At 38.7% G+C, this 12924-nt stretch carries 14 protein-coding genes and 1 pseudogene; 3 read left to right on the top strand and 12 right to left on the bottom strand.

Annotated elements, in window-relative coordinates; all coding sequences use genetic code 11:
- Nucleotides 1–149 precede the first annotated feature (149 nt).
- Nucleotides 150–929: a TIGR00266 family protein gene (locus tag NSQ44_RS08270; RefSeq protein ID WP_063389744.1), complete on the bottom strand. Its 780-nt coding sequence runs from the start codon at nucleotides 927–929 to the stop codon at nucleotides 150–152.
- A gap of 738 nt (nucleotides 930–1667) precedes the next feature.
- Here NSQ44_RS08270 and NSQ44_RS08265 point away from each other — a divergent pair.
- A pseudogene (locus NSQ44_RS08265) lies at nucleotides 1668–2553 on the top strand (DMT family transporter).
- A gap of 464 nt (nucleotides 2554–3017) precedes the next feature.
- Here the strand turns inward: NSQ44_RS08265 and NSQ44_RS08260 are convergent.
- From NSQ44_RS08260 to yunB, 9 genes are all read right to left on the bottom strand, one after another.
- Nucleotides 3018–3929: an NAD(P)/FAD-dependent oxidoreductase gene (locus NSQ44_RS08260; RefSeq protein WP_340856483.1), complete on the bottom strand. Its 912-nt coding sequence runs from the start codon at nucleotides 3927–3929 to the stop codon at nucleotides 3018–3020.
- A gap of 16 nt (nucleotides 3930–3945) precedes the next feature.
- Nucleotides 3946–4806, bottom strand: coding sequence for a DUF421 domain-containing protein (locus NSQ44_RS08255; RefSeq protein WP_130158003.1), 861 nt, complete (start codon nucleotides 4804–4806; stop codon nucleotides 3946–3948).
- Between the two features lie 14 nt (nucleotides 4807–4820).
- Nucleotides 4821–5027: a DUF1657 domain-containing protein gene (locus NSQ44_RS08250; protein ID WP_063389730.1), complete on the bottom strand. Its 207-nt coding sequence runs from the start codon at nucleotides 5025–5027 to the stop codon at nucleotides 4821–4823.
- A gap of 5 nt (nucleotides 5028–5032) precedes the next feature.
- Nucleotides 5033–5389: a stage V sporulation protein AE gene (gene spoVAE / locus NSQ44_RS08245; RefSeq protein ID WP_063389729.1), complete on the bottom strand. Its 357-nt coding sequence runs from the start codon at nucleotides 5387–5389 to the stop codon at nucleotides 5033–5035.
- Nucleotides 5390–5394: 5 nt separating this feature from the next.
- Nucleotides 5395–6402 (bottom strand): stage V sporulation protein AD, encoded by a 1008-nt coding sequence (gene spoVAD, locus NSQ44_RS08240; RefSeq protein ID WP_063389728.1) that lies wholly within the window; start codon nucleotides 6400–6402, stop codon nucleotides 5395–5397.
- Nucleotide 6403: 1 nt separating this feature from the next.
- Nucleotides 6404–6883, bottom strand: coding sequence for a stage V sporulation protein AC (gene spoVAC, locus NSQ44_RS08235; RefSeq protein WP_094245691.1), 480 nt, complete (start codon nucleotides 6881–6883; stop codon nucleotides 6404–6406).
- Between the two features lie 13 nt (nucleotides 6884–6896).
- Nucleotides 6897–7343, bottom strand: a complete 447-nt coding sequence (locus NSQ44_RS08230; protein ID WP_063389726.1) for a YhcN/YlaJ family sporulation lipoprotein — start codon at nucleotides 7341–7343, stop codon at nucleotides 6897–6899.
- Nucleotides 7344–7399: 56 nt separating this feature from the next.
- Nucleotides 7400–7606: a DUF1657 domain-containing protein gene (locus NSQ44_RS08225; protein WP_066246606.1), complete on the bottom strand. Its 207-nt coding sequence runs from the start codon at nucleotides 7604–7606 to the stop codon at nucleotides 7400–7402.
- A gap of 100 nt (nucleotides 7607–7706) precedes the next feature.
- Nucleotides 7707–8453: a sporulation protein YunB gene (gene yunB, locus NSQ44_RS08220; protein WP_063389724.1), complete on the bottom strand. Its 747-nt coding sequence runs from the start codon at nucleotides 8451–8453 to the stop codon at nucleotides 7707–7709.
- Between the two features lie 164 nt (nucleotides 8454–8617).
- On the opposite strand from yunB, the gene NSQ44_RS08215 reads away from it, so the two are divergent.
- Together NSQ44_RS08215 and NSQ44_RS08210 are read left to right on the top strand one after the other, a co-directional pair.
- The gene (locus NSQ44_RS08215; protein WP_066246604.1) at nucleotides 8618–8836 is read left to right on the top strand and encodes a hypothetical protein; all 219 of its coding nucleotides are present in this window, start codon (nucleotides 8618–8620) and stop codon (nucleotides 8834–8836) included.
- Nucleotides 8837–9094: 258 nt separating this feature from the next.
- Complete coding sequence (locus tag NSQ44_RS08210) at nucleotides 9095–10330, top strand: MFS transporter (RefSeq protein ID WP_340856480.1); 1236 nt, start codon at nucleotides 9095–9097, stop codon at nucleotides 10328–10330.
- Between the two features lie 185 nt (nucleotides 10331–10515).
- Here the strand turns inward: NSQ44_RS08210 and NSQ44_RS08205 are convergent, their stop codons facing one another.
- A complete protein-coding gene (locus NSQ44_RS08205; RefSeq protein WP_340856478.1) occupies nucleotides 10516–12213 on the bottom strand; it encodes an ABC-ATPase domain-containing protein in 1698 nt (565 codons plus the stop codon).
- A gap of 15 nt (nucleotides 12214–12228) precedes the next feature.
- Entirely contained in the window at nucleotides 12229–12597 is a 369-nt protein-coding gene (locus tag NSQ44_RS08200) for a helix-turn-helix transcriptional regulator (RefSeq protein WP_063389720.1), read from the bottom strand.
- Nucleotides 12598–12924: the final 327 nt, after the last annotated feature.

Genomic DNA, 12924 nt, shown 5'->3' with positions numbered 1-12924 from the left:
GCTTTTAATTCCTTTTTTAATTTTCAATTAATTTTAATATTTAAATATTATACTACTATTTTATTTTTTTCACAAAGGTTTTTATTATGGTCTTTTTCATTAAAAAAAGAGGAATCGTATGCACCGCTTCCTCTTGTCATTGCAAATAATCAATCTCCATCAAACAAATCCCCAATTCCGCCTAAAATGCTGCCTTCATCTTTGCCTCCACTTTGCGCGGCCAAAACTCTGTCAGCTAAACGGCTGAAGGGCAATGATTGCACCCAAACAGAACCCGGTCCACGTACGGTTGCGAAAAACAGACCTTCGCCGCCAAAGAATGCCGTTTTCACTTTGCCGACAAATTCGATATTGTAATCAACATCTTTTGTCATTGCTACTAAACAGCCTGTATCAATTTTAAGTTTTTCTCCTGGGAGCAAATCCTTCTGGATAATCGTTCCGCCTGCATGAAGAAAAGCTAATCCATCTCCCTCAAGCTTCTGCATAATAAATCCTTCACCGCCGAAAAATCCTGTCCCTAATTTCCGTTGAAATTCAACTCCGACGGAAACCCCTTTTGCAGCGCAAAGAAATGAATCCTTTTGACAAATGACCTTCCCGCCGAATTCCTTTAAATCAAGCGGAATAATTTTTCCGGGATACGGAGCGGCAAAGGAAACATGTTTTTTTTCCATCTGATGATTTGTAAACACTGTCATAAATAAGCTTTCTCCAGTAATCAAACGCTTCCCTGCGCCAACAAGTTTACCTAATAAACCTTTTGATTGATTACTTCCGTCACCAAATACTGTTTCCATTTCAATACCATCGTCCATCATCATCATGGCGCCGGCTTCTGCTATGGCGCTTTCGCCAGGATCAAGTTCAATTTCGACAAATTGCATATCGTCTCCATGAAGTTTGTATTCAATTTCATGAGCGACCATAGTTTCACCCCAATAATTGTAATTTTTTGAATATGTAATATACTCATCATAGCTCTTTTTCATCCATATTGCCATAATTTTTTTAAGAATCTCTATGACCATAGAACCAGTGCATAATACCACTTTGAGCAATCCGTTCGATTTCTTTTTTCAATCGGGCTTCGGTGCAATATGAATGTTTTGTCCTAGGCAAGGAAAAAGAATTGCTTCCAGCAAAGCCAAAGGATTAACGGCTGCTCAGTTAATCGATATATCTACTTCATTTGCAAAATGCAGATGTAAAATAAAGTTTGATAAATAATCGTCTTATATAAAATTGAAAGTTTGATCAAACATCCTGTTTATATAGGATTTATCCTTTAAAAAAGCAAAACAGAATTTGATCGAATTTTATCGATTTTGGAGCGAGAAAATCAGCCTCTAAATCCGAAAAAACTAACGAGGTATTGGTACAGCTCGAACAGTTCATACAGGGCTGACCAGTTTATAAAGATAATATAAAAAGTTAATTGATGAAATTATCTGAGTAATAGATTTTCGAATAAACTAACATCACTGGATATGGAATATTCGTTCTGGATCGCTGCTGAAATAATTTCGCAGAAGCAATTTGAGAAATTATAGATAATACCGTTAAACAGTTTCTACTTCATAGGTATACTGTTGCCCGTGATTTTATTAGGTATTAAGCGGCTTTCTACAGTATCGTAATCGTATGAGAATGTGTATTGAACCCAAATGAGGAAAAATGAAAAAAACGGTTGGATTTCTGCTGATCATTTCTGTAACTTTGCAGCAATCTTCGTCAAATGGTCGGAAGCACCGGCAACTATACTAAGTATGTATCGTATGTATTTAGCCTCTATATTATTGTTGCCAATGATCTATGTAAATAGCAAAGATTTAGTAAGATTTCCAAAAAGGAATGGCTGATTTTATTAGCTGCAGGTGTTTTTTTAGCCTTATATTTTGCTTTGTGGTTTTAATCTTTGACAACTGTGGCCAGTTCGACGATAATACTTTCTTTGCAGCCTATAGTCGCTTTGTTAGGAGGATTTTTAATTTGCAAAGAAAGAACAACTATTTCAACTTTAATCGCTATCGTGATTTCAATTATAGGAGTAGTTATGGTTGGATGGGGTGATTTTGGGCTTAATCGCCAATCAGTCATTATTGGTGATATTTTATCCTTTTTAAGTGTTTTGGCAATTGTTTGTTATTTATTAATCGGACAAAATACGGTAAAGCTGATTTCTCATTGGATTTACAGTTTTTGTGTATTTTTTGCAGTTACTTTAACGATTTAAACCTTTTTGCGAATGTACCCATCAGCGGTTATGATTCAAAGGAATGGGGAATTTTTTTGTTGCTGGCAATAGTCCCTACAATCGCTCATGTAATATATAATTTTTTATTAAAGTATGTAAACTCAGCCACTATCTCGATGAGTGTTTTATTTGAACCTATAGGAGCTACAATTTTAGCAGCAATCCTATTAGGTGAAACTGTTGTCGGTTTGCAGATTGCAGGCGGCTTCTTTGTTTTATTAGGTGTATTTTTATTTTTACTTCAACAAAGGAAAGCAGCTGCAAATGAATCTTATCGTGCAAATAATATAGAATGATTTCTTGTCTTTGATAAAAATTCCTATGTAAAGCTGGTGAATAACTTCAACAATTCGGGGCTTTAGTTGAAAACATCTGAGCCTTCATCGTAAAAAAATTAAAGATTGAAGAGAGCTTTTTCGCCAAAAACAAATGCTCAATCCCTATCATGTGCAGAACTTCCATTTTCGGATTCTCACTTATTTGATCACATTTACTTTCTCTGCAGCCGTGAAAGGCTGTAATCATAAATATCTTCATGTCAACACAAAGGAGGGCATCGAAACTTCCAGCGCTCAAAACAATTGATGTCCTCCCCCTCCTAGCTTTATTCAGTTAACTTTTTCCAATACTAATTCAAGACAAATCCGAGCATTCGCTCCTAATTTGCTCGTCATTCTTTGTCGATAACTTTTACGGTCGTAACATCGGCAAAATAATGGAGCCCTGAACAGTTCGGAATTTTCAGATCTATCAATCAACATCAAGTCCGTTGTTCCTCTAAAAGCCGTTTATGAATCCAAATCGCTGCTTGGATTCCATCCCCCATTGCGATTGCAGCTTGTTCCGAGTGAGCCGCAACGTCTCCGGCTGCCCAAACATTTTGGACGCTCGTTTCTTTCGTCCGTCCATGGATGACTAGATGCTTATTTTCTAATCGTTCGGCGCCGAGCTGAGCGGCAAGATCTGAATGAACGCGATTGCCGCCAAATCCGAGGAAGCCTCTATCCGCCAAAAGGCGTCTTCCGCTTTCCAATTCAACTCCCTTAAACCATTCACCGTCTCTCATCACTTTCGTTAATCGTTCTTTTATGTATTCGATATTTTTATTAGAAAGTTCATTTTTTAATGCATCATTAATTTCTTCTCCGTCATGATTCACGTACTGAATGTCTTTCGTCCAGTACGTTAGTGAGAGAGCCAGCTTTGCTCCTGCTTTTCCTGCCCCCATTACAATGACCGATTTCCCATCTACTTCATATCCATCGCAATCAGGGCAAACATATACCGAAATGCCTAAACACTGTTTTATTTCTGACAGCACTTCTGGTATGCGGTCAGTAACCCCTGTTGCAATCAGCAATTTTTTTGTTTTGTATATGCTGCGATCGTCCGTTTCGATAAGGAAATCTTTTCCTTGCTTTTCGACTTTTGCTGCCATCTTTTTCAAAAATTTTACTCCGTATTTTTCTGCATGTTCTCTTCCAAGAGTACGCAGTGTCTGTCCGCTTACCCCGTCAGGCCATCCTAACAAATTATGATAGCTTCTGCATAGCATCGATCTTCCGTTCATCTTGTCGATGACTAAAACATTATGTTTATACCTTCCAAGCATAATGGCCGCAGATAAACCGGCGATCCCGCCACCAACAATGATGCAATCGTATGTTTTCACTTTTCCACCCTTTCAGTCAACCTTGCAAAAAAGGCGTTAATGTTTTGATCATTTCAGCTATTTTTTTTCTATTTTTTATATACATGTTTTTCGCTTCCGTATTTTCAGTTTGCAGAGCGTATAATTCAAAATCTGCCTCCACTTTTTTAAGGGATGAAAGAAGAAGCTGTTTTTCAACAGGCTCAGGCACTTTTACTTTATCATCATATAAATCAACAGTGAGTTGTCCATATGAATCGACTTGGGCTAAAAAAACATTCTCGACGGCGACTCCTAATTGATCGAGTTTTTCTTTCAGCCATCTTCGATTCAAACCGGTCGTTGAAAGAGCTTCGTCCATAATTTTTCCGTCCATTATGACGGTTTGCGGTTCTTTAACAGGGGCAACGTTCGTTTTGATATCTCCTACCGTTACAGGCTGTTTTTCTTTTTTTAACAAAATACTCAGTTCACCAGTAGTTTCCAAAATAGCAAATTCCACATCACTGGCATGATGGACATTATTTTTCCTCAATTGTTCCAACAAAGCGGCCAAAGGATATTTTTCTTTCTTTAAATTTTCCTCCATGATTTTTCCGTTTTTAATAAAAATTGTCGGTTTTCCTTCAATAAATTGCTGAAACGACGGACTTTTCATGGAAATGAATGAAATAATAACCGGAATCATCACCCATATGGCAATGCTGATAATACCGTTTGTTAAATTTAAATTCGTATCCATTGACAGTGTCCCGGCAATGTCACCAATGGTAATGCCGACGACGTATTCAAAAAAGGAAAGCTTGGAAAGCTGTTTTTTTCCCAATAGTTTGGAAATGAAAAATAATCCAGCTATTATGGCAAGTGAACGAATAATGACTTCAACCCACTCTGGCATGTTCATCCCTCTTTTCAAAAGCCTTTATACTCAGGTTCCTCAAACTCCAGCTCTCCAATTCGAGACTTTACATCATTGATAATTTCTTCAGATATTAACATGTTTTCGTGAAAAACTCGTTTCGTTTCTTCATCAGTTGACGTAATGGCCAAGTTTTGCAATCCCGCATGAATGCTTTTTAAACTGGCCAGCGTTTGCTTGACCTGTGATGCTACTGTCAATCCAATCACCCCTTCGGTTTAAATAAAAGCGCTCCGATAAAACCAAAAATAATAGCTGCTGAAATACCGGAGCTAGTCACTTCAAACATACCTGTTAAAACGCCGATCAATCCATGTTTTTCTGCTTCTTGCAACGCTCCATGAACGAGAGAATTTCCGAAGCTTGTAATCGGAATGGTTGCACCTGCACCCGCAAAATCGATAAATGGTTCATAAAGCCCGAAACCGTCCAAGATGGCTCCAATCACGACAAACGTACTTAATGTATGAGCAGGTGTTAAATGAAACACATCAAACATGATCTGTCCAATTACACAAATTAATCCGCCTATGACAAACGCCCAAAAAAATGACGCAACCAAATGTTTCACCCCCTGAATTCAATGGACACAGCGTGTGCAATGCACGGAATGGTTTCATTTTGCTGGAACGTTAGCGGAGAAAGCAGCGCCCCAGTTGCGACAGCGAGAATTCGCTTCAGCTCGCCTTTTTTCATCCGATTTAATAAATGGCCGTATACGACAATTGCCGAGCAGCCCGCCCCGCTTGCACCGGATAAAACTGGTTGTCCTTCCCGATAAATCATTAAACCGCAATCCTGAAATTTTTCCTCATCCATTTGAACTCCATTTTTTTCAAATAATTCAAGAGCGACGTTGCGTCCGATTTTTCCTAAGTCGCCTGTTACAATTAAATCATAGTAGTCCGCATCAATATTTAAATCGCGGAAATGCGCTTCTATCGTATCAACTGCTGCCGGCGCCATCGCACCGCCCATATTAAACGGATCAGACATGCCTAAATCGACCACTCTGCCAATCGTTGCCGAGGTCACGGCAGGTCCTTTCCCTTCATTGCTTAACAAAGCAGCTCCTGCACCCGTGACTGTCCACTGTGCAGTCGGTGGCTTTTGCCCACCGTACTCGGTCGGATAGCGAAATTGTTTTTCGATTGCCGTATTATGGCTGGCCGCACCAGTCAGTAAATATTTTGCTCCGCCGTAATTGACGATAAATGCGCTTAATGCCAGCCCTTCCATCGACGTAGAACAAGCGCCGAAAATGCCGAGATAAGGAACGCCGAACGTTCTTGCTGCAAAGCTGGACGGGGTGATTTGATTCACTAAATCTCCGGAAATAATAAATTCCACCTGTTCTTTTTCAATGTTTCCTTTTTCTATTGCTTTGTAAAACGCTTCTTCAAAAAGCACTTTATGAGCTTTTTCATAAGAGTCCTCACCCAACCACAAATCTTCGTGAAGAAGATCAAAATCGTCGGCTAGTCTGCCATTTGCTTCAAACGGCCCGCCAACGGTAGCGGTTGAAATGATCACGGGTTGATTATGAAATACCCAAGTGCGATGTCCTTTCAGCATTTCAAAAACCACCCCATTTAATTAAAATCGTTTTGATTAAAGCAACTACAAATGCAGAAAATGTTCCAAATAAAATAACAGATCCGGCCAATTTAAACATGTTCCCGCCTACACCGAGGACAAATCCTTCTGTTCGATGCTCAATCGCTGCAGAAATAACAGCATTTCCGAACCCTGTGACTGGTACAGCGCTTCCGGCACCGCCAAATTGAGCAATCCGGTCGTAAACACCAAATCCGGTCAAAAGCATAGATAAAAAAATCATCGTGGCAACAGTCGGATTTCCAGCGGTTTGTTGAGTAAAATGAAAAAAGTACATGTAAAAAAACTGTATCGCTTGTCCGATGGAGCAAATAATTCCACCGACTAAAAAGGCTCGTAAACAGTTTGGGACAACAGGTCTTTTCGTTTCATTTTTTTTCTCCAATTGATAGTATTCCTGCATGATTTTCGTTTGAAGTTTTCTTTGCTCATTCGCCATCGAAAACACCTTCTTATGTTTCTTCTCTGCTCAATTGAATAATGTTTTCCACTTTCTTGTTCATTTCACGCTTGTCCAGATTTTCCAGTTTGTTAATTAATTTTTCTGTTTCCCAATAAATTTTCATGTCGCTTGAAACGGTGACATCATAATCTCGGAAAGATTTTTTTAATTTTTTTTCAATTGTTTTTTCCTTTTGTTTTAATTGAAACCGTTTCATATGATCTAATTGAAAAGCAAGCAATAGCTTGCGGTCTGTATTGACGCTTATGGCTTTGGGAACTCCATCATAGCTTTCCGCTATTTCCTCCGCCTTTTTCGCGACCTTTTGATTAAAAGGAGCGTTCTTCGTCGAATAATTGATTTTTGTCGGTTGTTCTAAAGTCGGATCGACCATATCGTTCTGTTGGCATGCTGAGAAAACAAAAAGGAAAGTGAAAAAGAATATAAAATGTTTCATCCTGACCAGCTCACTCTTATTTGTGATGTGTTGAAAAGGTTGGTAAATACCAACCTTTACTGTTGTTTATATTGAGGCTCTTCATTCTGGATTTGCTGCAAGCGAGTATTAATCAAATCAACAATTGACTGTGTTTGCTGCGCAGCCTGTTGATAAATCTGTTTTGCTTGCTTGTTTTCCGTTTGCAGTGCAAACGTTTCAAAGCTTGCTTGAGCACTTTTTAATCCTGCTAATGTTTGTTGAACTTGAGTTGAAACTGTCATTGTCAATTCCTCCTTTTTGTTGTTACAAGTTTAATATTTCCTAAATGCCCAAAAATAAAAAAGGGATGTTCTTCCCTTATATCCATTTTATTCCGTATTATTATTTTGATTTTTCAGGCATAATGACAGCAGGTGCCGAACCAGTCCCGCCGCTGTTGTAAAACTGCGGAACTTTTCCTTCAATAAATAAATCACCAATTTTCACTGAATTTTCTATTTCCATATCTTTTGAAATCGAAGGAATAATGACGTTAATTTTAACTAAAATGTCCATATATATTTCTAAATAAGCGTTATTAATGCCAATTTCCTTATATTTTGTGCTAATTTCTGAATTAACTGAACCAATAAGTTCAAAGCGTACGGGAACTTCAGGACCTAAATGGGAGATGAGCGCATTGTTCGTTATTAATCCGAGTGGAATATGATAAACCAGGCCTTTTCCATCTGGGTTTTGATTGACGGGGATGCCGTCTTCCGATTCAACCTCCACATTCCCATCTAAATATTGCTGAATATAAACGGTCGCATCTGAAATAAGACGGTTATAAATTTGGGAATTAAAGCTGTAAGTCGCCGTTTCGTCTGATTTCTTTTCATGAATAATGATCAATTCCTTCATATCAAGTTTTTCTGCTATTTTTTTCGAAACAGCATCATGAATTGCATGTTCGGCAATTTGCCTCGTCTTTGTTTCCGCTATTCTGACCAATGTCGGTTCAATAATGGCATTGATCAGCCATAAGCTGTATGCTGTCAAAACATTGAAAATGACAAATGTAATTAAAAAAACATATTTAGCCGGCAGAGGGCCGCGTCTTCGTCGTCTTCTGAATTTTCGGTACAAAAGAATTTCCCTCCCTTTGTACCAATATATGTAGAAAAGAAAGCTGATTAGAAGCTAAAATAAAATTGGAATCAACTGTTACTAATAAAGAATCGTGAAAAAACAATACTATAACTGTTGGAAGATGTTCTTCCAAACACAACTTAGGAAGAGGTGCTTTTATAATGAGAAAAATGGGGTCCCTCTTCAAAATGGGAAAAAAACGCTCCATGTTTCCTAAGAACCGGCAAAGAAACAGCATGATGTGGATTTCTTTAGTCGGTTTGGGGGCTGCAGCATTATACGGATTTGGCAGACGACAAAACTTATTCGCTAACATCATCAAACCGCTGCAACAAAAATTTGCAAACAGTCAAATTCAACAAATCATGCCAAACCGATAAAAGAAAACGGCCGATTTTCTTTCTCATGTTTGAAAGAAAATCGGCTTTTTTTGTAATATGTGTCAGTTGAAACTTTTTCACCCCATCGCTGTTCTAGATTTTTCATCGATTTGTGAATTTTCTTCTCCAGCTTCTATTAAAAGAAAAGGCAACCAATCCATTGAGTTCCTTTGAAAAATTTGTATAATAGAGTAGTTGGTAATTGTTCGAGTATCTAAATATTTTTGTTTTTACGATGCAGGAGGTGCCATCAAATCCATGAAGGATTCTGCCGTTCATACCGCCAAGCCGCCGCTTTGGACAAAATCATTCATTTTGTTAATTATCGGAAATTTATTTGTTTTTATGAGCTTTCAAATGCTTTTGCCTACTTTGCCGCCGCAAGCGAAAGCAATTGGAGCATCGGACATTGAAATCGGGCTTGTTACAACCCTTTTTTCCATCGCTGCTGTTGTCATTCGACCGCTCATTGGTTTTCTTCTTGAATCAGCGAAACGAAAATGGCTCGTTATAACTGGAGCTGTAGGCTTACTCTTTTTAACCCTTTCATACTCGCTTACATCGATTGTTTTTTTATTTTTAATTGTCCGCCTCCTTCACGGTTTTGCCTGGGGCTGGTCAACAACAGCAAATGGAACGGCAGCTGTTGAATTGGTTCCAACGAAACGCCTCGGAGAAGGAATGGGCTATTATGGTTTATCTATCACCATTGGGATGATCATCGCTCCTAGTTTTGGCATTTTGCTTTTTCAACATTTAGGATTCCAGCCGCTCATCATCGGTTCCGCCATTTTCGGTGTCATATCGATTATCGCCCTTTCATTAGTTCAATACAAAACGCCAAAGTCTGTTTTAGAAAAATCAATACATGTAAAGGATTTTTCTTTTTTTCGCTCACTCATTGATAAACATGGGGCGTTTCCTGCACTGATTACATTATTATCAGCTTTCGGTTATGGGGGAATTGTCACGTTTATCGTCATATTCGGCCAAGAAAGAGGGATCGATCAAATCTTCTTATACTACTTATGTAATGCGTTGGCGGCAACTGCTGTACGACCAATTTCAGGAAGGTGGTTTGATCGAAGCGGTCCTTGGCTTCTTGCCATTGTTTGCTCATTCTTAACATTTATCGCCTTTTGGGTTTTATCTTTCACATACTCAGTCGGAATGCTTGTTTTAGCTGGTATTTTATTTGGCGCCGGTTTTGGGTCACTGCTTCCTGTTTTGCAATCATGGGTGCTTTCTAAAACACCTGCCGATCGGAGAGGAGTCGCAAACGGAATGTATTATTCAGCATTGGATGGAGGAATAGGAATAAGTGCGGTTTTTCTAGGCTTCTTATCATCCTATGTTGATTTAGGAACGATTTTTCAATTATCAAGCATTTGTTTTTTCATTGTTATTCTTCTAGTTTTAATTGATTATTTAAAAGAGAAAAAGAAAACGGACAAGCGGGAAAACCAGCAAGTTCATGCCAAATCGTTTTCGTAACGAGCATTGACAGATTCAAAGCTCGCGACTCCCGCGCCCGTTTCGCGCCGGCAAGCTTGCGGTCGAGGCCGTCTAAGCAAAAGAAATGCTCGGAGTCTCTCGCTTTCTTTGCGCTGTCAAAATTGGGGCACCCGTCAGTTCGTTGATGATGATAGAAAAATTTTTTATGGAAGAAAGTCTTTTCTTCATTCCCGAATTTTTAACGCCCTAATCCGGTTCAAGGCTGCCGCTAATTCAAATCTTCTTACATACGCCAATTCACCTTGATGACCATGATGGGCCGAAAAACTTTGGAGACCGTCCTGATTGATCTTATTTTCTACGAAATCAAGCAATTGTGATACTGTTAAGCGTCTGTCAAAAAGGTTTGTCCGTTCGATATACGATAATATTTCTCCAATCATTCTTGTCTGGCTTTCGTCGACCAGCTGTTCTACATAAGATAAATCAATTTTTTCTAGTCCATATTGAATTTCAGAAAGCCGGCAAGCAATTTTAGATTTTTTCCCTTTTCTGCTGTTCAAGCTGCCTGATTCCGGAATACGAAGCTTCCATTCTCCAAATTTCTCCCCTCCTTCATGCTTTCTTCCGGTTTTAATTTGACAGGCAATCTGTTTTGCTTCATGTGTGACGTCATAAGGCTTATAATGATCCATTTTAATTACACGATCCGCAACAGAAAAGTAATCTCCCGATCCGCCCATAACTAAAATTGTTGAGACATCAAAATCATGCTTCAATTGTAAAACTTTATCGATAAATGGAGTAATGGGTTCATGCTCTTTATGAATTAATGCTTGCATTCTGGCGTCCCGGATCATAAAGTTTGTTGCACTTGTATCCTCGTCGATCAATAATGTTTTTGCTCCTGCTTCTAGCATTTCCATTATATTGGCTGCCTGCGATGTACTGCCGCTTGCATTTTCCGTAGAGAAGGATTTTGTGCTTTTTTGAAACGGCAGATTGTTAATAAAAGCGGAAATATCCACCTTCTTTATACTGCGGCCATCTTCGGCACGTATTTTGCATGCTGAACGGTCCGTCAAAACAAATTCACGGCCGTCCCCTTCAATATGGTCATAAACACCATGCTCGAGCGCCTTTAATAAAGTGCTTTTTCCATGATAACCTCCTCCAACGATCAAGGTGATGCCTTTGTATATAGCCATGCCCTTCAACGGTTCTTGCCGATGCGGAACAGGAATTGAGACTTCCATTTCCTTTGGACTTTGAAAAGGAACAGCGCCCTTCAACGGCTGATCACTTACGCCGCTTGCACGCGGCAAAATTGAATTATTTGCAATAAACGCTATTATTCCTCTCTCATTCATATAGGAGCGGATCGCCATTTGCTGGTCGCAAAGCTGAATCGCGCCCTCAATATCTTTCTCCTTCACAGAAAAGACAGAATGCCGCAAAATTTCGGGAAGTAGTTGAAAAAATATTTTTTTGGCTTCCTTGCCTAATATTGTTCTCCCTTGAGCCGGAAGACCGATTGAAAGACAAACTGTAATATCGTGTTCTCCTATCTGAACAGCAGTCCGTTCTAACACTTTCTGCCCCGGTTTGTCAATCATGATCAGCCCGCTTTTTCCAGAGCCGCGTACGTTATTTTTCAAATTAGAAATTACTTGAAATACTTCGCGGACAATCATATCTTCACATCTTATCTTTCTTTGCCGGCTGTTTGTCCATTTTTGTAAAAAAGCCGTTTTGCTTCTAGCGATCAATATTCTGATTTTCGAAGGACTTGCAAACGGATCGCCCTGTACATAATCGATCAACAATTCAAAATCAGGAAACTTGTACGAGCCTTGAATCTGTTTGTACGCTTTATATCCTTTGCCATCGATTTGTTCCAGCTTTTTTGCAAGATTGATCATAATACTCCTCCATATTTATGCAAAATTGTCTCGTATAGCTTTTTCAATAATTGCTTTTGAGCGGTCCAGCTCTGCTTTTAGTTGTCTTTTATATTGTTTTGCTTTTTCATAATCGACAAACTGATAATAGACAACCTCTTGAAACTCGGCTCCTTCTTTTTTTCGTTTAATTTGTTTTAAAATGCCGTCTTTTATTAAATCATGAAGCGCTTTGTACAGCTCAGAATGATTCGGACGGTAGCCATACGGGCGAAACTCTTCCCGCAGTTCATCCAATATTTTAAAACCATACAGCCGCTTCTTTTCCGTCATCGTGATTAAATATAATTTTAAAAAAGCTCGCTGCTTCAATAAAAAGCCGCTAGGTTTTCTTTTTTCCGTCATCTCTCCATCCATCTCCTTTTTGCAATAATATAATTATGTAAACTTATAGTTTTCCGATCCTTTTATTTTAATCATAATATAAGTTCAAATAAAAATATATCTTTTTTTCATTTAGAACATTGTTTGCAAAATGAATTGTCACATAATATGACAAGACCTCCATGCTATTTGTTAAAATATTTGTTTTAGCATAAAGTGGAATGGCATTCGGCTGTTGGTCAATCCGAAAGTCTTTTCCTCTACCACCGAATCTTGACCTTTTTAAAATTTCGATTGCTTCTCGGAAGCATCGGGCATGAACATTTCTTATTCACGCAATAATGAGTG

This window comes from Aeribacillus sp. FSL M8-0254 (genome assembly GCF_038008845.1).
Lineage (GTDB): Bacteria > Bacillota > Bacilli > Bacillales > Aeribacillaceae > Aeribacillus > Aeribacillus composti.
Note: the sequence above shows the minus strand (reverse complement) of the source record. Positions and strands in the feature narration are given on the sequence as shown.

What these genes read in the sequence shown, in the direction of transcription:
- NSQ44_RS08225 (WP_066246606.1), bottom strand. Translation starts at nt 7,606, where the DNA reads ATGACAGTTTCAACTCAAGTTCAACAAACATTAGCAGGATTAAAAAGT.
- NSQ44_RS08210 (WP_340856480.1), top strand. Translation starts at nt 9,095, where the DNA reads ATGAAGGATTCTGCCGTTCATACCGCCAAGCCGCCGCTTTGGACAAAA.
- NSQ44_RS08215 (WP_066246604.1), top strand. Translation starts at nt 8,618, where the DNA reads ATGAGAAAAATGGGGTCCCTCTTCAAAATGGGAAAAAAACGCTCCATG.
- NSQ44_RS08255 (WP_130158003.1), bottom strand. Translation starts at nt 4,806, where the DNA reads ATGCCAGAGTGGGTTGAAGTCATTATTCGTTCACTTGCCATAATAGCT.
- spoVAD (WP_063389728.1), bottom strand. Translation starts at nt 6,402, where the DNA reads ATGCTGAAAGGACATCGCACTTGGGTATTTCATAATCAACCCGTGATC.
- NSQ44_RS08205 (WP_340856478.1), bottom strand. Translation starts at nt 12,213, where the DNA reads ATGATCAATCTTGCAAAAAAGCTGGAACAAATCGATGGCAAAGGATAT.
- NSQ44_RS08270 (WP_063389744.1), bottom strand. Translation starts at nt 929, where the DNA reads ATGGTCGCTCATGAAATTGAATACAAACTTCATGGAGACGATATGCAA.
- NSQ44_RS08230 (WP_063389726.1), bottom strand. Translation starts at nt 7,343, where the DNA reads ATGAAACATTTTATATTCTTTTTCACTTTCCTTTTTGTTTTCTCAGCA.
- spoVAC (WP_094245691.1), bottom strand. Translation starts at nt 6,883, where the DNA reads ATGGCGAATGAGCAAAGAAAACTTCAAACGAAAATCATGCAGGAATAC.
- NSQ44_RS08200 (WP_063389720.1), bottom strand. Translation starts at nt 12,597, where the DNA reads ATGACGGAAAAAAGAAAACCTAGCGGCTTTTTATTGAAGCAGCGAGCT.